Consider the following 18,122-nt stretch of genomic DNA (forward strand, 5'->3'; position numbering starts at 1 on the left):
AACGATCCGGGGGGCTCATGGACTCCTTCTGACATCTAGGAGGTGCCCATGGGGGATCGGAAGAAGGCTCGGGACGAGGAGTTCCAGAGCTTCATGATCGGCCGCTGGCCGCGGCTGATGCGTACGGCATTTCTCCTCACGGGGGAGCAGCACGCCGCCGAGGACCTGGTCCAGTCGACGCTCGAGCAGGCCTTCGTGGCCTGGCGCAGGGTCGGCGCGGCCGACGATCCGGAGGCGTACGTACGGCGCGTGATGATCAACCTGCACGCGCGCAAACACAGAAGAAGGCTCAAGGAGTTCCTCGCGCCGAGGGACGACTCGGGCCTGGTGCACGAGGTGGCCGACACGGGCGACCCGATCGCCCGGGCCGACGACCGCAGCGCCCTGCTCAAGGCGCTCGCCCAACTCCCCGCCCGGCAGCGGGAGGCGGTGGTGCTGCGCTACTGGGAGGACCTGACGGAGACCCAGGCGGCGGAGGCGATGGGCTGCTCGGTCGGCACGGTCAAGAGCAACGCGGCCAAGGGGATCGCGAAACTCCGCGCCATACCGGGACTGACCGACATGGTGACGCAGGGAGGGCGGAAGTGACGAACGCGGACCGGAACAGGAACGACGACATGAGCCAGACGGACATCGCCCTCCTCCTCGCGGACGCCGCGGACGACGTCGAGGTCGGCATAGCCCCGGTCCAGGCCGTCATGCGGGCCGGCCGCCGCCGCAGAGCCCGCCGCTGGGCCGTGGCCGCGGCGACGGCGGTGGTGCTCGCGGGTTCGACGGGTGCGACGCTGGCCTTCGCCGGGCTGCCCGGACACGGGGACCGGGGGGCGGACGTGGCGAAGCCGCCGTCCTCACCGGAGGCACGGCATGTGTACGAACCGCAGTTCACCGAGCTGGCCCGGGGGACCTACCGGGGCAAGGAGTGGAGTGCGGGCGTGGAGGTATGGGGTGCGCCCCGCAACGCGCCGGAGGCGGCAAGGCAGTTCAGCGCGATGTCCCACCAGGGAGTGGAGCCCCCGGTCCACACGTCCGCCGACCTGATCGGCAAGACCTCGTACTTCGTGAGCCGCAGTTATGGCACCGAGCGCAAGCTGCAGGTCATGTACAACACGGCCAAGGAGGTGGACCGCCTTTCGGGCACGGACATCGAGGCCATCGCCACTCGCCTCTCGTCCGACGGCGCCAGCTCCGGACGTCTGGTGATCGGCATGGTCGCCGAGACCGCCCGGCAGGTCACCTGCCACTGGAAGGACGGCACGACGACCGTGGCCGGCCGGGTTCCCCAGGGCTACGGGACCCGCACCAGTGCGGCGATCCGCCCGGCCGCCGGCTTCGCGGGGGCCGACTGGGTCGTGTGCGTGGCCCCGGAAGGGACGGCGTACGCATCCGCGGAGGTGACGAAGTAGGGCCGACGGGAGGTCACAGCCACCCCTGCTGCCGGGTCACAGCCACCCCTGCTGCCGGGCCTCCCGCACCGCCTCCGCCCGGTTCCGCGTGCCCGTCTTGCCGATGGCGGAGGACAGGTAGTTCCGGACGGTGGACTCGGACAGGTGCAGCTTCGCGGCGATGTCGGAGACGGTCGCCCCGTCCACCGACGCCGTCAGCACCTCGCACTCCCGAGCCGTCAGCGGACTCGGCCCGGCACTGAGCGCGGCCGCGGCCAGTACCGGATCCACCACCGTCTCCCCGGTGAGCACCCGTCGGATCGCCCCGGCCAGCTCCTCCACGGGCCCGTCCTTGACGAGGAACCCGGCCGCCCCGGCCTCCATGGCCCGGCGCAGATAGCCGGGCCGGCCGAAGGTCGTCAGGATCAGCACCCGGCAGTCCGGCGCCTGCTCCCTCAACCGGGCCGCCGCGTCCAGGCCGCTGATGCCCGGGAGTTCGATGTCCAGCAGAGCCACGTCCGGCCGGTGCAGCAGCGCGGCGTCCACGATCGCGTCCCCGGCCGAGACCTGCGCGACGACCTCCATGTCGTCCTCCATGCCCAGCAGCAGGGCGAGGGCGCCGCGCATCATGCCCTGGTCCTCGGCGAGCAGGACCCTGATGGACGTGGCGGGCCGGTGGTCCCGGGGCATCTCGTTCACGGATCAAGCGTAGCCAGCCGGGGGTTCGTCACGCCCCCGCGCGGCAGCCGGCGCCGGTCCTCGCTCACATGGCCGCATTCTCCGTCACGTCGTTGTCGTCGTCGGCGTCGTGGCGATCCCTGCGGGTGACAACTTGGCCGGTTCCACGGGGAGTTCCGCGGTGACGGTGAAGCCGCCGCGGGCCGGGCGGCCGGCGGTGAGGGAGCCGCCGGCCGCGGCGAGGCGTTCGGTGAGGCCGGTGAGGCCCGTGCCGCCGATGCCCTTCCGGGGGTGGGTGACGGCCTTGCCGGTGCCGTTGTCGGTGACCGTGAGCCGGACGCGTTCGGCGGCGCTGTCGACGGTGATCTCGCAGCGGGTGGCGTCGCTGTGCCGGACGACGTTGGTGACCGCCTCGCGCACCGCCCAGCCGAGCAGCGCCTCCGTCGGCGGGTCCAGCGGGGCCCCGGACTGGCGCACCACCGGTTCCACGCTCGCCGCGGACAGCGCCGAGCGGGCCCGGGTCAGCTCGGTGGCCAGGCTGCCCTCGCGGTAGCCGGTCACCGCCTCGCGGATCTCGGTCAGCGCCTGCCGGCCCACCGACTCGATGTCCCCGATCTGCGCGAGCGCCGCGTCCATGTCGCGCGGGGCGAGCCGCCGGGCCGCCTCGGACTTCACCACGATCACCGACAGGGTGTGGCCGAGCAGGTCGTGCAGATCACGGGAGAAGCGCAGCCGCTCCTTCTCCACCGCCCGCCGGGCCAGTTCCTCCCGGGCGGCGCGCAGCTCCCGCACCGCCTCGGCCAGGCCCAGGATCGCGGCGGTCACCATGCTGGACAGGAACGTCGCGTAGCCGATGTTGACCGCGTCCCCCCAGCCGTCGCGGACACCGGAGACGGCGCCCGCGTACAGCGCGAGCAGCACACCGGTGCGGCCCAGCCACGGGCCGCGCAGGGTGGCGCCGGTCGCGAGGCCCAGCAGCGGGAAGAACATCAGCCAGTTGCCGCCGTACCCGAGCCCCAGCCCCGTGGTCAGCAGGGCCATCAGGCCCAGCGCCACCCGCGTGGACAGCGCCCGGCGCTTGGCCGGATCGAAGGAGCGGAAGGTGACGTAGAGGTACAGGGAGTTGAAGGCGAGCAGCCCCAGGCCGCCGATCCACGGGTTGGGGGTCTTGCCCTGGAGCAGGTTGGAGAAGGCCCCCATGCCCATCAGCAGCCAGGGCAGCAGGGAGAATCCGGTGGGCGGCGGGCCGGGGTGATCGACGGCCGGGGCCGTACCGCTCTTGCGGGCGGCCCGCTGTGCGGCCCGGAACCGCTCGACCTCGGCCCGCCAGTGGGCCCGTTCCTCCCGCAGAGCCTGGATGTGGCATTTCGTCCGCCGCCACCACGACATGTCTCTGTCCCCCGATCAGATGGTCCCCGCCCGGCGGCGGTACGACAGTCATGGGGCCAGAGTAGGAACCGGGCCCCGGTGCGCGGCAGAGGCGGATGTCCGGACCCGGGCAGTACAAATGTCACTGCCGACGCAATCTGACGCGGCGTCAGGAGTCTTCACAACTCCGGGACGCTGGGCTATACAGGGGGCGCCGGACTGGAACGCGTTCTAGATCCGCCCGTGGACGACCTCGGTGCGGCCGACGGTGCGGACGTCCGCACCGAGGTCTTGAGACCCGTCAGGAGCCCCATGCCCATCGACGCAGCGAAGGCGGTCGCCGCCGAACCCCGGACCGGTGAGATCAGCTGGTCCGCCAAGGACGTGCAGCTCTACCACCTCGGCATCGGAGCCGGCGCCGATCCGGACAAGGACAGCCCCGCCACCGACCCCGACGAGCTGCGCTACACCCTGGAATCCCGGCTTCAGGTCCTGCCCAGCTTCGCCACCGTCGCGGGCGCCGGATCCCCCGGGGTGATCAGCGGCCTGTCCATGCCCGGCGTCGACGTCGATCTGGCGAAGGTCCTGCACGGCGGCCAGAGCCTCGAGATCCACCGCCCGATCCCGGCAGACGGCACCGCCACCGCCACCGGCCGCATCGCCGCCGTGTACGACAAGGGCAAGGCCGCCGTCCTCGTCATGCGCACCGAGGTCGCCGACGCCGAGGGCCCGCTGTGGACCAACGACGCCCAGATCTTCGTACGCGGCGAGGGCGGCTGGGGCGGCGACCGCGGGCCGAGTACCCGCCTGGAACCGCCCACCCGCGAACCCGACCGGACCGTCGAACGGCCGATCCGCCCCGACCAGGCCCTGCTCTACCGTCTCTCCGGCGACTACAACCCGCTGCACGCCGACCCCGAGTTCGCCAAGCTCGCCGGCTTCGACAAGCCCATCCTGCACGGCCTGTGCACCTACGGCATCACGCTCAAGGCGGTCGTGGACACCCTGCTCGGTGGCGATGTGACCCGCGTGCGGTCGTACACCACCCGGTTCGCGGGCGTCGTGTTCCCGGGGGAGACGCTCCGGATCCGGATGTGGCGGCAGGAGGGATCCGTCCGCGTCGCCGTGAGCGCAGTCGAGCGGGAGGACGCACCGGTCCTCGCCGACACCGTCGTACAGCACTCGTAGAACCCGTCCTTCCGAGGGGAGCCGCACCATGCGCGCAGCCGTACTGCACGAGATCGGACAGGAGAAACTGGAGGTCCTCGACGACATCGAGGCGGTGGGGTTCGGCCCCGGCAAGGTGCGCGTCCGGGTGCGGGCCACCGGGCTGTGCCACTCGGACCTGTCCGCGATGAGCGGGGTGCTGCCGCAGCCGGCGCCGTTCGTGCCCGGTCACGAGGGCGCCGGCGAGATCCTCGAAGTCGGCGAGAACGTGAAGAACCTGAAGCCCGGCGACCGGGTCCTCATCTGCTGGCTGCCCGCCTGCGGCGCCTGCCCCGCCTGCAGACGCGGCCAGAGCGAGCTGTGCCTGGCCGGGTTCATGAACGCGGGCACCCCCAACTTCAAGCGCCCCGGCGCGGACGTCTTCGGCTTCGCGGGCACCGGCACCTTCGCCGAGGAGGTCGTCGTCGACGCGGGCTGCGCCGTACCGATCCCGGACGACGTGCCCTTCGACGTCGCCGCCCTCATCGGCTGCGGGGTGACGACCGGACTCGGCGCCGCCCTCAACACCGCCGACGTGGAGGCCGGTTCGTCGGTCGCCGTCATCGGATGCGGAGGCGTCGGCATCTCCGCCGTCCAGGGCGCCCGGCTGAAGGGCGCCGCCGAGATCGTCGCCGTCGACCCGGTCGCCTCCCGGCGCGAGTCCGCCCTCAGGTTCGGCGCCACGAAGGCCGTCGCGCCGGAGGAACTGGCCGACGCCAAGCAGCAGGTCACCGGCGGCGAGGGTTTCGACTACGTCTTCGAGGTCGTCGGCCGCTCCGCCACCGCCCGCACCGCCTACGAGAACACCCGTCGCGGCGGCACCCTCGTCGTGGTCGGCGCGGGTGCCATGGACGACTTCCTCCAGCTCAACATGTTCGAGCTGTTCTTCGACGAGAAGCGGATCCTGCCGTCCATGTACGGCGGCGGGGACGTCCTGCGCTCCTACGAACGCACCATCGCCCTGTGGCGCGCGGGCCGTGTCGACCTGGAGGGCCTGATCACCCACCGGGTACCGCTGGCGGAGATCAACGAGGCACTGGACCAGATGCGTACCGGGACCGCCCTGCGTACGTGCATCGAGATCTGAGGGCGGACGCGCATGACACTGCCACTCGAAGGACTGTCGGCCGTCGTCACCGGCGCCGGGCGCGGACTCGGCCGGGCCGAGGCGCTGGAACTCGCGCGGCTCGGCGCGGCCGTCGTGGTCAACGACTACGGACAGCCCGGACGCGACGGCTCGGGCGCGGCTTCGGACGGGCCCGCCGAGGAGGTCGCCGCCGAGATCCGCGCCGAGGGCGGCCGGGCCGTCGCGCACACCGGGGACGTCGCCGACCTCCAGCAGGCCCGCGACCTCGTCGGCCTGGCGATCGACCGGTTCGGCAGACTGGACGTCCTCGTCAACAACGCGGGCATCCTGCGCGACCGCATGATCTTCTCCATGACCGAGGACGAGTGGGACTCGGTGATCCGCGTCCACCTCAAGGGCCACTTCAACACCACCCACCTCGCCGCCGCCCACTGGCGCGAGCGCTCCAAGGCGGCCGGGGGAGCGGTGTACGGGCGGATCGTGAACACCTCCTCGGAGGCGTTCCTCGCCGGGTCCGCCGGGCAGCCCAACTACGCGGCGGCGAAGGGCGGGATCGTCGGCCTGACCACCTCCAGCGCCCTGGCCCTCGCCAAGTACGGCGTCACGGCCAACGCGATCTGCCCGCGCGCCCGTACCCGGATGACCGAGGACGTCTTCGCGGGCTTCGCCGAGCCCGCGGAAGGCCTCGACCCGCTCGCTCCCGAGCATGTCGCCCCGCTCGTCGGCTACCTGGCCTCACCGGCCGCCGCCCGGGTCAACGGGCAGCTGCTCGTCGTCCACGGCGGCATGGTCGCGGTGGTGGAACGGCCGCGGGTGCAGGCGAAGTTCGACAGCAAGCAGGAGACGTTCACGTACGACGAGCTCGACGCGGTGCTCACCCCGCACTACGCGGACCGGCCGCAGGGGGAGACGTTCGCCGCGGCCGAGGTGCTGGGCCTCAAACGCGGCTGAGGCGGACGGAAAAGGGGACGGAAAAAGGGGACGAAAGAGGGGGTGCCGCCGGCCGGCGGCACCCCCTCCTTTTTCCCTGCCGTCAGGCAGCCGCCTCGGTGGTCTCCTCGGCCGGCTTGCGGTGACGCCCGTGCGGCGCCGTCTCGATGTCCTGGGACGCGCCCGCGCCCCGGTGCCGGCCGTGCCCGGCGTCCTGCGAGTCGGCAGACAGCGGCTGAGTCGTGCTGGTGTCGCTCATTGGAAGAATTCACCCCGTCAAACATGATCTCTTACAGCCCGGCGAGTGTAACCGGCACACCACGCACCGAATCCAGGCGCACACGCCAACCGGCACTACTTCGTTACAAGACGTCCCAGAGGTGCCTGCGCCAGCGGCACCGGACGGGCCATGGCGAGCCCCGGAGGGTCCGGTTCGGACGCCTCCCGGGACGCCCCGAGCACCCCGGCAGCCGTGCCGTCCTCCCAGACCGGACCCTCCGGATCTGCGTCCCCCGGTCCCTCCGGCCCTGCGGCCGCACTTTCCCCCGGAGCCCCGGCGGTCGCCCCGCCCGTGGCTCCCGTGCCCCGCGTCTCCCTCCGGGGCACCGCCACCTCCGCCACACCGCACGGGACGTCCGCCGTGGCGTACGGCAGCCGCAGCACCCCGTCCCGCGTCCACAGCCCGGACCCCGTCAACCAGCCCTCGGGCGCCGGAAGATGACACACCTGCCGCTCGGCCGGCCGCCAGATGCCGACCCAGCTGCCGAAGGGGCCGTCGATGCGCAGCGCCACCCCGCAGCTCTCCGGCATCAGCACCTGTCCCGGCTGGATCGCGAACGGCGTCACCGCGCAGTCCGGCAGCCGCAGACACTCCGGGAAACGCACCGGCAGCGTGCTGCCCATGACCCCCCAGCCCAGGCGTTCCCGCCCGGGGGAGGGCGCGTCCGAGGAGATCAGCAGCAGCCCGCTGTCCGGGTCGGCGAGCAGCAGCCGGTCGTCGCTGTCCGCCGTGATCTGCAGCAGCGGCGAGATCTCGCCGCGCCGCTCCAGGTCCACCACGACCGTCTTCGTCCGCCCGTCCAGCTCCCGGTCCAGCGCCAGCAGCCGGCCGCCGCCGTCCAGCCAGACCCCGCCCGAGCAGCGGCCCGGTACCTCGGCCAGCTGCTCGGGCCCGAAGGCACCGCCCGCCACCAGCCACACGGCGGTGGAGCGCGGGCCGACCGCGAGGGCGTACGCCCGCCCTCCGCCCGGCGCCGGCGGCAGCAGTCCGAGCCGGGTGCCGGGCTCCGGGCACTCCACCGCGCCCAGCGGCTGCTCGCCGGTGCCGGGGCCGGTCGGGTACAGCAGGGAGAAGATGTGCCGCCGTTCCACCAGCCGGTGGATCAGCACCCGTCCGTCCCCCATCGGCTGCACCTGGGTGCCGGGCTCCTCCGGCTGGTTGCCGGGCAGCGGCACCGCGTACGGCTCCGGGCCGTCCAGCGTCCAGCGCTCCGGGAACCAGGACGCGCCGGCCCGCGCGAGACGGGCGGCGTACGTGCCGTCCGCCGTGATGGCGCACCCCGTCCCCGGCACACCGTCGTACGCGCCGGACTCGGCCGGCGCACCCTCACTGGACACACCCGGCTCGCCCGTCGCGTCCGACGCACGCGACACGTCGGGCGCACGCCACACGTCGGGCGCACGCCACACGTCGGACGCACGCGATACATCGGACTCGCCCGACGGCTCGCTCGGCACGGCGAGCTCGTCGGACTCGTCGGTCGAGGGGGGTTCGATCGCACAGGTCGTCATGGTTCGGTCACCTCCGGCCACGAAGTTAGTTTTCGTACGCACGGCCGTGGGACCGGCCGACCCCCGCTTCACACGTACGGGTGTCGCAGAAGCGATTCCTCCGAGGAAAACGGGGCGTATGTGCTGAGCGGGACCAGGTGAGGCGGATGCGGTACAGCCCGGCAGAAGGGCCAGGTAGCCTTGGCCCGTGCCCCGTCTGTCTGAAGTCATCGCCGCGCTGGAGACCCTGTGGCCCGCCGAGCGGGCCGAGTCCTGGGACGCGGTCGGCACCGTCGTGGGCGACCCCGACCAGGAGGTCACCCGGGTCCTGTTCGCCGTCGACCCGGTCCAGGACATCGTCGACGAGGCCGTGAAGCTCGGCGCCGACCTGCTGGTCACCCACCACCCGCTCTATCTGCGCGGGACGACGACGGTCGCGGCGACCCACTTCAAGGGGCGGGTCGTCCACACCCTCATCAAGAACGACATCGCCCTGCACGTCGCCCACACCAACGCCGACACGGCGGACCCGGGCGTCTCCGACGCGCTCGCGGGCGCACTCGATCTCCGCGTCGTACGACCCCTCGTACCGGACCCCACCGACCCGTCCGGCCGCCGGGGCCTCGGCCGGGTCTGCGAACTCGACCACCCGCTGACCGTCCGCGAGCTGGCCGCGCGCGCCGCCGAGCGGCTGCCCGCCACCGCGCAGGGCATCCGGGTGGCCGGCGACCCCGAGGCCGTGGTCCGCACGGTCGCCGTCAGCGGCGGTTCCGGCGACAGCCTCTTCGACCAGGTCCGCGCGGCCGGCGTCGACGCCTTCCTCACGGCCGACCTGCGCCACCACCCGGCCAGCGAGGCCGTCGCGCACAGCGTCGCGCACAGTCCCCTCGCGCTGCTCGACGCGGCGCACTGGGCCACCGAGTGGCCCTGGTGCGAGCTGGCCGCAGCTCAGCTCGACGAGATCTCCGACCGCAACGGATGGGACCTGAGGGTCCACGTCTCCAAGACGGTCACCGACCCCTGGACCGCCCACGCGGCGTCCTCCGTCACCACCACTAGCTAATGGGAGCCCCCAACTGAACGCCGCGCCCGCCGACCAGATCCGACTCCTCGACGTCCAGGCCCTCGACGTCCGCCTGCAGCAGCTCGCGCACAAGCGGAAGTCCCTGCCCGAGCACGCCGAGATCGAGTCGCTGAGCAAGGACCTCACGCAGCTGCGCGACCTGCTGGTGGCCGCGCAGACGGAGGAGAGCGACACCGCCCGCGAGCAGACCAAGGCCGAGCAGGACGTGGACCAGGTGCGTCAGCGCGCCGTCCGCGACCAGCAGCGCCTGGACTCCGGTGTGGTCACCTCGCCGAAGGACCTGTCCAACCTCCAGCACGAGATCGCCTCCCTCGCCAAGCGGCAGGGCGACCTGGAGGACATCGTCCTGGAGATCATGGAGCGCCGCGAGACCGCGCAGGCGCGGGTCGGCGAGCTGACCGAGCGGGTCGGCTCCGTCCAGGCGAAGATCGACGACGCGTCCGGCCGCCGGGACGCCGCGTTCCAGGAGATCGACGGCGAGACCGCCTCCGTCACCAAGGAGCGCCAGGTCGTCGCCGGCTCGGTCCCCGCGGACCTGCTGGGGCTCTACGAGAAGCTGCGCGAGCAGGGCGGCGGCATCGGCGCGGCCAAGCTGTACGCCCGCACCTGCCAGGGCTGCCGCCAGGAGCTGGCGATCACCGAGCTGAACGAGATCCGCGCGGCCGCGCCGGACACGGTGGTGCGCTGCGAGAACTGCCGCCGCATCCTGGTGCGTACGGCCGAGTCGGGTCTGTAGACACTTGTAGGCAGTGGTAAGGGGCGCCGGGCGTGCGGGAGTTCATCGTCGAGGCCGACGGCGGGTCACGGGGCAACCCGGGACCCGCGGGCTACGGGGCCGCGGTCAGTGACGCGGCGACGGGGGAGACCCTGGTCGAGGCGGCCGAGTTCATCGGCATCGCCACGAACAACGTCGCCGAGTACCGGGGCCTGCTGGCCGGCCTGCGCGCCGCCCTCGCCCTCGACCCCGCCGCCCGGGTCCACGTCCGCATGGACTCCAAGCTCGTCATCGAGCAGATGTCGGGCCGCTGGAAGATCAAGCACCCCGACATGAAGCCCCTGGCCGCCGAGGCGGGCCGCGTCTTCCCGCCGGGCCGGGTCACCTACGAGTGGATCCCCCGCGAACGCAACAAACACGCCGACCGCCTGGCCAACGAGGCGATGGACGCGGGCACCAAGGGCGAGCAGTGGTCCCCCTCGCGGTCCCGCGCGGCCCTGGACACCCCGCCGCCCGTCCCGGTGCCGTCGGGCCCACCCGGCGACGCGGCAGCGGGCGCGGCGAAGGCCCGAGCGGCACTGGCGGAGGGCCGCGGCGCGGGTCCAGCCGCGGCAGCGGCAGCCACCGCCGACGCCCACGCGGCTGCGGGCAGTCGTGCCGCCGGGGCGGCACGGGCAGGCGCAGCGGCACCCGGTGCGGAGACCACGGCCACCTCCGGTGAGGAGCGCTCCTCCGGCGAGGAGCCCTCTTCCGGCGAGCAGCGCCCCGGCTGGAGTGCCGCCCCCGACCTCGGCGCCCCCGCCACCTTCGTGCTCCTGCGGCACGGCGAGACACCCCTCACCCCGCAGAAACGCTTCTCCGGCAGCGGCGGCACCGACCCCTCCCTCTCGGAGGCCGGGCGCGAGCAGGCCCGCCGAGTCGCCGAGGCGCTCGCCCGGCGTGGCACGATCCAGGCGATCGTCGCGTCCCCGCTGGCCCGCACCCAGGAGACCGCCGGTATCGTCGCCGCCCGTCTCGGCCTGGACGTGACGATCGAGGAGGGGCTGCGGGAGACGGACTTCGGCGCCTGGGAGGGCCTCAGCTTCGGTGAGGTCCGCGAGCGCCACCCCGACGATCTGAACGCCTGGCTCGCCGACCCGGAGGCCCACCCCACCGGCGGCGGCGAGAGCTTCGCGGAGACCGCCGCGCGGATCGAGGTCACCCGGGAGAAGCTGGTCGCGGTGCACCAGGGCCGTACGGTCCTGCTGGTCACGCACGTCACCCCGATCAAGACCCTCGTCCGCCTCGCCCTGGGCGCCCCGGCGCAGTCCATGTTCCGCATGGAACTCTCGGCGGCGTCCCTGTCGGCGGTGGCGTACTACGCGGACGGCAACGCGAGCGTCCGGCTGTTCAACGACACGTCCCACCTGCGTCCCTGAGCCCGGCGGCGGCCCGCGCGAGCTCCTCGATCCGGGCCCAGTCACCGGCCGCCACCGCGTCCGCCGGGATCATCCAACTCCCGCCCACGCAGCCGACGTTGGGCAGGGACAGGTATTCGGGTGCGGTGGCCGGGCCGATCCCGCCGGTGGGGCAGAAGCGGGCCTGCGGCAGGGGGCCGGCGAGGGACTTCAGATAGGCCGTGCCGCCCGCCGCCTGCGCCGGGAAGAACTTCATCTCCCGCACCCCGCGCTCCAGCAGTGCGACGACCTCCGAGGTGGTCGACACACCCGGCAGGTACGGCACCCCGGACGCCCGCATCGCCGTCAGCAGCGCGTCCGTCCAGCCGGGGCTGACCAGGAACCGCGCCCCGGCCGCGACGCACCGCTCCACCTGGTCCGGCGTGATGACCGTGCCCGCCCCGACCACCGCGTCCGGCACCTCGTCCGCGATCGCCCGGATCGCGTCCAGCGCGGCGGGCGTCCGCAGCGTGACCTCGATCGCGGGCAGCCCGCCCGCCACCAGCGCCCGCGCGAGCGGTACGGCGTCGCCGGCGTCGGAGACGACCACCACGGGCACGACGGGCGCGAGATCCAGCACGGAGGCAGGCGGGGAGGAGGGCAGCGGTGAGGTCATGCCCTCATCGTGCCCAGCGAATGCAGCATGCGCAAAGAGCGTTGCGCATGCTGCAACGTATTGCGGTGGCTCAGTGGATCTCGTCCACCAGCACGTCCAGCGACCACGCCTTCCCGCCCTTGCCCGGTGCCTGTGCCTCCACCTCGTACCCGAGGTCCCGCAGCGCCTCCACCAGCTCGGCGGGGCCCTGCGGTGCGACACCCTCCGTGAGCAGGCTCCGTACGATCCGGCCCTTCGTCGCCTTGTTGAAATGGCTGACGACCTTCCGGGTCGGCGCGTGCAGCACCCGCACGGTCGCGGTGCGCCCGGCGACCTCGCCCTTCGGCTTCCAGGCGGCCGCGTAGGCGGCGGAGCGCAGGTCCAGGACGAGACCGTCGCCGGCCGCCTCGGGCAGCACCTCGGCCATCGGCGCCCGCCAGTGCCCGGCCAGCGCGCCCAGCGCCGGCAGCTTCACGCCCATCGAGCAGCGGTAGGAGGGGATACGGTCCGTGACCCGCACCGCGCCCCACAGCCCGGAGAAGACCAGCAGCGAGCGCGCCGCCCGCCGCTTCGCGGCCGGGTCCAGCGAGGCCAGGCCCAGGGCGTCGTAGAGGACACCCGTGTAGATCTCCCCGGCGGGGCGGGCGCCTGCCGTGCGCAGTACGGCGTTCTTCGCGATCTCGCCGCGCAGCCCCTCGCTCAGCCCGAGCACCTCGCGCGCCTTCTCGTTCTGCCCGGGGTCCCCGGAGCACAGCTCGACCAGCTCCCCGAGCACGGCCTCCCGCGCACCGGTCAGCCCCGGCAGCGACAGCGACTCCGGCTTCAGCGGGGCGCCACGGCCCGAGGACGCCTTGCCTTCCGAGGGCGGCAGCAGGACAAGCACAGGTACTCCTTCGACTGTCGGTGTGCGTCAGGGTACGGGGTGCTGCGCGGACGCCTACGTCCTACGCTCGACACATGCCCTGCCGCAGGATCCGTGTCACCGGAGCCCCCGAGGCCCCCCTCCGGGCCGCCCTCGCCGCGCTCCGCGCGGAACTGGGCGTCCCGGAGGCCTTCCCGGCCGACGTCCGGCAGGAGGCCGAACGCTCCGCGAAGGCGCCCGCGCTGCCCTCGTACGACGCGACGGACCTCCCCTTCTTCACCATCGACCCGCCCGGCGCCACCGACCTCGACCAGGCGATCCACCTGTCCCGGCAGGGCACCGGCCACCGGGTCCGGTACGCCATCGCCGACGTCGCCGCCTTCGTGGCGCCCGGCGGCGCCCTGGACGCGGAGGCGCACCGGCGGGTGAACACGCTCTACTTCCCGGACGAGAAGGTCCCGCTGCACCCCACCGTGCTCAGCGAGGGCGCCGCGAGCCTGCTGCCCGGCCAGACGTGTCCGGCGGTGCTGTGGACGATCGACCTGGACGCGGAGGGCCGTACCGTCGCCGTCGACGTGCGCCGCGCACTGGTCCGCAGCCGGGCCAGGCTCGACTACGCGGGCGTGCAGCGGCAGATCGACGACGGGACGGCCGAGGAGCCGGTGGCCCTGCTCCGGGAGATCGGCCTGGCCCGGGAGAAGCTGGAGGTCGAGCGCGGCGGGATCTCCCTGAACGTGCCCGAGCAGGAGATCACCGAACAGGACCACACCTACCAGCTGACCTACCGCGCCCCGCTGCCCGCCGACGAGTGGAACGCCCAGATCTCCCTGCTCACCGGCATGGCCGCGGCCGATCTGATGCTGGCCTCCGGCACCGGCATCCTGCGCACCCTCCCGGCCGCCCCCGACGGAGCCGTGGCCCGGCTGCGCCGTACCGCGACCGCGCTGCACATCGACTGGCCGCACCATGTGTCGTACGCGGCGCTGATCCGCACGCTCGACCCACACCGCCCCGACCACGCGGCCTTCCTCCAGGAGTGCACGACCCTGCTGCGCGGTGCCGGCTACTCGGTCTTCCGCGACGGCGCCCTTCCCGCGATCACCTCGCACGCCGCCGTCGCCGCCCCCTACGCCCACTGCACGGCCCCGCTGCGCCGCCTCGCCGACCGCTACGCCGCCGAGATCTGCCTCGCGGCCGTCGCCGGCGCGGCCCCGCCCGACTGGGTGCTCGCCGCGCTCGCCGCGCTGCCCCGGCGGATGGCCGACGGCGCCCGGATCGCCGGCACGGTGGAGCGTGAGTGCGTCGACATCGTCGAGGCCGCGCTGCTCAAGGACAGGGTCGGCGACGTCTTCGAGGGCTGCGTGGTGGACGTGTCGGAGAACCGGCCCACCGTCGGCACCGTACAGGTGGACAGCCCGGCGGTCATCGGCCGCATCGAGGGCGAGGGCCTCACGCTCGGCGCCCGGCTGCGGGTCCGGCTCACCTCCGCGGAGCCGGGGACGACGAAGATCCTGTTCGCGCCCGCGTGAGTTCTCGTACGAGGGTGGCGGCGTCGTCCGCGTGGAATCTGACCACGCTCGCCTCCCGGCGGCGGCCCAGCACGGTCGTCTGCGTGACGGGCGCGGACAGTTCGAGTGTGACGGAGGTCTGCGAGCCGACGGCGAGGTCGAGTTCGCCGACCGTGCGCTCGTGCGAGATCCGGGTCTCCCGGCGTACGGTCGTGATCGCCGCGAGCGGTATCCGCAGGTCCGTGTGGACGCCGTGGCGGACACGCAGAACGTCCGTGGCCAGCACGACGCCGCCGACCTCGACGCGGCATGGAAACGGGGCCTGAAGGCGTTGCACCCGTAAGCGGGGGCGGGCACGCGCGGGAACCGGATGCCGGACGGGACGGCACGACAATGGGGTTGTGGACAGTTGCCGTCGAACAGCGTGCGAGTGTGTTCTGGCGTGGATGAGCGAGTGTCCGGGCTGCGGTGGGCCTACGGGGAACGGGAGTTCCCTCGTCGAATGAGTGACCTTCGCGGCGTGCTGGTCGTTGAGTGCCGTGACGGTGTTCTGCGTGGGTGGGATGGGAGGGGGCGTGGTGGGTGGGCTGCGGGAGGTGGCGGCGCCGTTCGTGGTGCCCGGTCCGTCCGGGGTGTCGGTCCGTGACCGGCTCAAGCAGCTGACCCTCGACGACGAGCAGGTACTGCGGCTGGTCGGTGACCATCTCGGCTCGCTCGCCTCCCGCGATCTGAAGGCACGCTGCGCGGCCGGGCCGGACCACGACAGCGACGCGTGGGCCGGTCGATGGCAGCCGAACTCGGCATCCCCCTCGTCGCCGTCGACCCCGCCTACACGTCCCGATGGGGCGCCCAGCACTGGCAGAAACCCCTCACCAGTTCCCATAGGAAACCCAGCCGGCACGATGCCGCGAGCATCGCGATCGGCAGGCGCGCCCTCGGGCACCCGGTCCGGCGTCGGACGGCACCGCCCCGCGACGACCGGAGTGATCGTCGCGGGCACCGGACCGTCCAGGCCCGACCGGGCGCCCGAGGGCGTGAGGAAACCCGCCCCCGTATCCCCGGACCACGGACACGATCCGTGTCACCGGACACGGAGCGAAAGCGGGCGACCAGGACATCCACAACCGTTCGGGATGCCCGCAGTGACCAGGCACGGGTCCAAGACCCACTCCTGCTCACTGATTAGGAACGGTCCGCCATGGACGGCATGACGGAGCAGGCACGGTGGACCAGGGCGCGGCTCGGCCTGTGCGGCCCGCCGCTCGACCTCCTGACCGCGAACTTCCGGCGCCACGTCTACGCCCCGCACGCCCACGAGGAGTACACCGTCGGCGTCAGCGTCGGCGGCTGCGAGGTCATCGACTACCGGGGCGGCCGCATCCGCACAGGACCCGGCACCGTCGTCGTCCTCGAACCCGGCGAGATGCACACCGGCGGGCCCGGCAGCCCCACCGACGGCTACGCCTACCGCGCGCTGTACGCCGAGTCCGCCCTGCTCGCCGACGGCACCCTCGGCGCGCGCCCGCACTTTCGCGAACCGCTCCTCGACGACCCCGAACTCGCCGCCGCGCTCCGCCTCGCCCACACCGAACTCAGCGCCTGCCCCGACCCTCTGGAGGCCGAGTCACGGTTCCCCTGGCTGCTGACCGCCCTGGCCCAGCGCCACTCCACGGCCCGGGCCGTGCCCGCCATGATCCCCGGCGCGAGCGGCATCGCCCACACGGTCCGCGACCGCCTCGCCGACGAACTCACCGCCCCGCCCACCCTCTCCTCCCTCGCCGCCGACCTGGGCCTGTCCCGCTACCAGCTCCTGCGCGCCTTCCGTACGACGATGGGCATACCCCCGTACGCCTGGCTCGCCCAGTACCGCGTGACCCGCGCCCGCTCGCTGCTCGCCGCCGGCCTGCGCCCCGCCGAGGTGGCCGCCCTCGTCGGCTTCGCCGACCAGGCGCACCTGACCCGCTGGTTCCGCCGGGTGCTCGGGGTGACCCCGGCGGCCTATCGCAACAGCGTTCAAGACTCCGCCCGCTGACCCGGTCGAGACTCGCCGTATGACTGCACGCGGCTGGTTCCTCTTCTCCCTGATGGGAGTGGTCTGGGGCATCCCCTATCTGATGATCAAAGTGGCGGTGGACGCGGTGTCCCCGCCGGTGGTGGTGTTCACCCGCTGCGCCCTCGGCGCGGCCCTGCTTCTCCCCTTCGCCCTGCGCCAGGGCGGCCTCCTCACCAGCGTCCGCGCCCACTGGCGTCCCGTACTGGCCTTCGCGTGCCTGGAGATCATGGCCCCCTGGTTCACCCTGACCGACGCCGAACGGCATCTGTCCAGCTCGACGGCGGGCCTGCTGATCGCGGGCGTGCCGATCGTCGGCGTCCTCGCCGCCCGATTCCTCGTCCCGGGGGCAGGGGAGAAGGAACACCTCGGAGGACGCCGTATCACCGGCCTGGCACTGGGCCTGGCAGGCGTGACGGTCCTGACCCTCCCGCACCTCACCGGTGGCGACGCCCGCTCCCTGCTGGAGGTCCTGTTCACGGTCGTCGGCTACGCCACCGCCCCCCTGATAGCGGCCCGCCGCCTCAAGGACGTCCCGTCCCTGCACCTGACGGCCGTCTGCCTGACCCTCGCGGCCCTGGTCTACGCCCCCGCCGCCGTCCTCACCCGCCCGTCCGCCGTCCCCTCCGTCTCGGTCCTCGTGGCCCTGGCCGGCCTGGGGGTCGTCTGCACGGCGGTCGCCTTCGTGGCCTTCCTGGAACTGATCAAGGAAGCGGGCCCCACCCGCGCGACCGTCATCACCTACGTCAACCCGGCGGTCGCTGTCGCGGCGGGCGCCCTCTTCCTGGACGAGCCCCTGACCCCGTCCGTCCTGGCCGCCTTCACCCTGATCCTGGCGGGCTCCGTCCTCGCCACGGCCACCGGTCCACGCCGGCCCGCACGCCCGGTACCATGGTCGACACGGCAGACGAGCCGGGCGGACGGCCGCGTGGAGTCCCCCTAGGGGGCTTCCCGAGGAACGTCCGGGCTCCACAGGGCAGGGTGGTGGCTAACGGCCACCCGGGGTGACCCGCGGGACAGTGCCACAGAAAGCAGACCGCCGGGGACCTCGGTCCTCGGTAAGGGTGAAACGGTGGTGTAAGAGACCACCAGTGCCCAGGGTGACCTGGGCAGCTAGGTAAACCCCACCTGGAGCAAGGTCAAGAGGAGCGCCGTGAAAAGCGCTCTGCGCGGACGTTCGAGGGCTGCCCGCCCGAGTCCGCGGGTAGACCGCACGAGGCCGGTGGCAACACCGGCCCTAGATGGATGGCCGTCGCCCCGGGCTCCGCGAGGAACCCAGGGAACAGAACCCGGCGTACAGCCCGACTCGTCTGCCCTCACCTGCGGCTTTGCCTCGGAAAGGGCCTCCGATCTGCGTCGGAGGCCCTTCCGGTCTTTCGGGGGCTTGCCGCGCCAGGCGGCGGAAAGTCCCTCGGAGTCCCTTGTCTCTAACCTGGGACAGATCGTGGTTT

General features: G+C 73.0%; 17 protein-coding genes, 1 other RNA gene and 2 pseudogenes. 13 read left to right on the plus strand and 7 right to left on the minus strand.

Going from position 1 to position 18,122, the window contains the following annotated elements; translation table 11 throughout:
• Positions 1-48 precede the first annotated feature (48 nt).
• Complete coding sequence (locus ACWD5D_RS05215) at positions 49-588, plus strand: SigE family RNA polymerase sigma factor (RefSeq protein WP_451371419.1); 540 nt, start codon at positions 49-51, stop codon at positions 586-588.
• A gap of 29 nt (positions 589-617) precedes the next feature.
• Positions 618-1,403 carry a hypothetical protein gene (locus ACWD5D_RS05220; protein WP_451371420.1) on the plus strand — a complete coding sequence of 262 codons (786 nt, stop codon included), beginning with the start codon at positions 618-620 and terminating at the stop codon, positions 1,401-1,403.
• 36 nt (positions 1,404-1,439) lie between these two features.
• On the opposite strand, the gene ACWD5D_RS05225 is transcribed toward ACWD5D_RS05220, so the two are convergent.
• Positions 1,440-2,072, minus strand: a complete 633-nt coding sequence (locus ACWD5D_RS05225) for a response regulator (RefSeq protein WP_451371580.1) — start codon at positions 2,070-2,072, stop codon at positions 1,440-1,442.
• A 93-nt stretch (positions 2,073-2,165) separates the two neighbouring features.
• Positions 2,166-3,449 (minus strand): sensor histidine kinase, encoded by a 1,284-nt coding sequence (locus tag ACWD5D_RS05230; RefSeq protein WP_451371421.1) that lies wholly within the window; start codon positions 3,447-3,449, stop codon positions 2,166-2,168.
• A gap of 291 nt (positions 3,450-3,740) precedes the next feature.
• Here ACWD5D_RS05230 and ACWD5D_RS05235 point away from each other — a divergent pair, with 291 nt between their 5' ends.
• From ACWD5D_RS05235 to ACWD5D_RS05245, 3 genes are read left to right on the plus strand one after another with little or no spacing between them, the layout of a single operon-like run.
• On the plus strand, positions 3,741-4,616 hold the full coding sequence (locus ACWD5D_RS05235) for a MaoC/PaaZ C-terminal domain-containing protein (RefSeq protein WP_451371422.1): 876 nt from the start codon (positions 3,741-3,743) through the stop codon (positions 4,614-4,616).
• Between the two features lie 28 nt (positions 4,617-4,644).
• The gene (locus ACWD5D_RS05240; protein WP_451371423.1) at positions 4,645-5,721 is read left to right on the plus strand and encodes a Zn-dependent alcohol dehydrogenase; all 1,077 of its coding nucleotides are present in this window, start codon (positions 4,645-4,647) and stop codon (positions 5,719-5,721) included.
• Between the two features lie 12 nt (positions 5,722-5,733).
• Positions 5,734-6,672: a 3-oxoacyl-ACP reductase gene (locus ACWD5D_RS05245; protein ID WP_451371424.1), complete on the plus strand. Its 939-nt coding sequence runs from the start codon at positions 5,734-5,736 to the stop codon at positions 6,670-6,672.
• An 82-nt stretch (positions 6,673-6,754) separates the two neighbouring features.
• Here the strand turns inward: ACWD5D_RS05245 and ACWD5D_RS05250 are convergent, their stop codons facing one another.
• A complete protein-coding gene (locus tag ACWD5D_RS05250) occupies positions 6,755-6,910 on the minus strand; it encodes a hypothetical protein (RefSeq protein WP_451371425.1) in 156 nt (51 codons plus the stop codon).
• A 95-nt stretch (positions 6,911-7,005) separates the two neighbouring features.
• Entirely contained in the window at positions 7,006-8,442 is a 1,437-nt protein-coding gene (locus ACWD5D_RS05255; RefSeq protein WP_451371426.1) for a hypothetical protein, read from the minus strand.
• A 187-nt stretch (positions 8,443-8,629) separates the two neighbouring features.
• Between ACWD5D_RS05255 and ACWD5D_RS05260 the strand changes: the two genes are divergently transcribed.
• From ACWD5D_RS05260 to ACWD5D_RS05270, 3 genes are read left to right on the plus strand one after another with little or no spacing between them, the layout of a single operon-like run.
• A complete protein-coding gene (locus tag ACWD5D_RS05260; RefSeq protein ID WP_451371427.1) occupies positions 8,630-9,484 on the plus strand; it encodes a Nif3-like dinuclear metal center hexameric protein in 855 nt (284 codons plus the stop codon).
• 13 nt (positions 9,485-9,497) lie between these two features.
• The gene (locus tag ACWD5D_RS05265; RefSeq protein ID WP_451371581.1) at positions 9,498-10,241 is read left to right on the plus strand and encodes a zinc ribbon domain-containing protein; all 744 of its coding nucleotides are present in this window, start codon (positions 9,498-9,500) and stop codon (positions 10,239-10,241) included.
• Positions 10,242-10,273: 32 nt separating this feature from the next.
• A complete protein-coding gene (locus ACWD5D_RS05270; protein WP_451371428.1) occupies positions 10,274-11,638 on the plus strand; it encodes a bifunctional RNase H/acid phosphatase in 1,365 nt (454 codons plus the stop codon).
• Here the strand turns inward: ACWD5D_RS05270 and eda are convergent.
• Together eda and yaaA are read right to left on the minus strand one after the other, a co-directional pair.
• On the minus strand, positions 11,610-12,272 hold the full coding sequence (eda, locus tag ACWD5D_RS05275) for a bifunctional 4-hydroxy-2-oxoglutarate aldolase/2-dehydro-3-deoxy-phosphogluconate aldolase (protein ID WP_451371429.1): 663 nt from the start codon (positions 12,270-12,272) through the stop codon (positions 11,610-11,612). The two genes, ACWD5D_RS05270 and eda, sit on opposite strands and share 29 nt — an antisense overlap.
• A 70-nt stretch (positions 12,273-12,342) precedes the next feature.
• Entirely contained in the window at positions 12,343-13,134 is a 792-nt protein-coding gene (gene yaaA, locus ACWD5D_RS05280) for a peroxide stress protein YaaA (RefSeq protein WP_451371430.1), read from the minus strand.
• Between the two features lie 74 nt (positions 13,135-13,208).
• On the opposite strand from yaaA, the gene ACWD5D_RS05285 reads away from it, so the two are divergent.
• The gene (locus tag ACWD5D_RS05285) at positions 13,209-14,642 is read left to right on the plus strand and encodes an RNB domain-containing ribonuclease (RefSeq protein WP_451371431.1); all 1,434 of its coding nucleotides are present in this window, start codon (positions 13,209-13,211) and stop codon (positions 14,640-14,642) included.
• On the opposite strand, the gene ACWD5D_RS05290 is transcribed toward ACWD5D_RS05285, so the two are convergent.
• Entirely contained in the window at positions 14,593-14,907 is a 315-nt protein-coding gene (locus ACWD5D_RS05290; protein ID WP_451371432.1) for a hypothetical protein, read from the minus strand. The genes ACWD5D_RS05285 and ACWD5D_RS05290 overlap by 50 nt on opposite strands.
• Positions 14,908-15,402: 495 nt before the next feature.
• On the opposite strand from ACWD5D_RS05290, the pseudogene ACWD5D_RS05295 reads away from it, so the two are divergent.
• The 4 genes and pseudogenes from ACWD5D_RS05295 to rnpB form a co-directional block, all read left to right on the plus strand.
• A pseudogene (locus ACWD5D_RS05295) lies at positions 15,403-15,807 on the plus strand (IS200/IS605 family accessory protein TnpB-related protein); the annotation flags it as partial.
• 12 nt (positions 15,808-15,819) lie between these two features.
• Complete coding sequence (locus ACWD5D_RS05300; RefSeq protein WP_451371433.1) at positions 15,820-16,653, plus strand: helix-turn-helix domain-containing protein; 834 nt, start codon at positions 15,820-15,822, stop codon at positions 16,651-16,653.
• Positions 16,654-16,735: 82 nt separating this feature from the next.
• Positions 16,736-17,464 (plus strand): annotated as a pseudogene (locus ACWD5D_RS05305) (DMT family transporter); the annotation flags it as partial.
• A gap of 115 nt (positions 17,465-17,579) precedes the next feature.
• Positions 17,580-17,984: RNase P RNA component class A (rnpB, locus tag ACWD5D_RS05310), an RNA gene on the plus strand.
• Positions 17,985-18,122 lie beyond the last annotated feature (138 nt).

Source organism: Streptomyces sp. NPDC002520 (assembly GCF_053595235.1).

Bases quoted from the DNA above. Each gene is read 5' to 3' on its own strand.
- ACWD5D_RS05215 (WP_451371419.1), top strand. From the start codon at position 49: ATGGGGGATCGGAAGAAGGCTCGGGACGAGGAGTTCCAGAGCTTCATG.
- ACWD5D_RS05220 (WP_451371420.1), top strand. From the start codon at position 618: ATGAGCCAGACGGACATCGCCCTCCTCCTCGCGGACGCCGCGGACGAC.
- ACWD5D_RS05225 (WP_451371580.1), bottom strand. From the start codon at position 2,072: ATGCCCCGGGACCACCGGCCCGCCACGTCCATCAGGGTCCTGCTCGCC.
- ACWD5D_RS05230 (WP_451371421.1), bottom strand. From the start codon at position 3,449: ATGTCGTGGTGGCGGCGGACGAAATGCCACATCCAGGCTCTGCGGGAG.
- ACWD5D_RS05235 (WP_451371422.1), top strand. From the start codon at position 3,741: ATGCCCATCGACGCAGCGAAGGCGGTCGCCGCCGAACCCCGGACCGGT.
- ACWD5D_RS05240 (WP_451371423.1), top strand. From the start codon at position 4,645: ATGCGCGCAGCCGTACTGCACGAGATCGGACAGGAGAAACTGGAGGTC.
- ACWD5D_RS05245 (WP_451371424.1), top strand. From the start codon at position 5,734: ATGACACTGCCACTCGAAGGACTGTCGGCCGTCGTCACCGGCGCCGGG.
- ACWD5D_RS05250 (WP_451371425.1), bottom strand. From the start codon at position 6,910: ATGAGCGACACCAGCACGACTCAGCCGCTGTCTGCCGACTCGCAGGAC.
- ACWD5D_RS05255 (WP_451371426.1), bottom strand. From the start codon at position 8,442: ATGACGACCTGTGCGATCGAACCCCCCTCGACCGACGAGTCCGACGAG.
- eda (WP_451371429.1), bottom strand. From the start codon at position 12,272: ATGACCTCACCGCTGCCCTCCTCCCCGCCTGCCTCCGTGCTGGATCTC.
- ACWD5D_RS05285 (WP_451371431.1), top strand. From the start codon at position 13,209: ATGCCCTGCCGCAGGATCCGTGTCACCGGAGCCCCCGAGGCCCCCCTC.
- ACWD5D_RS05300 (WP_451371433.1), top strand. From the start codon at position 15,820: ATGGACGGCATGACGGAGCAGGCACGGTGGACCAGGGCGCGGCTCGGC.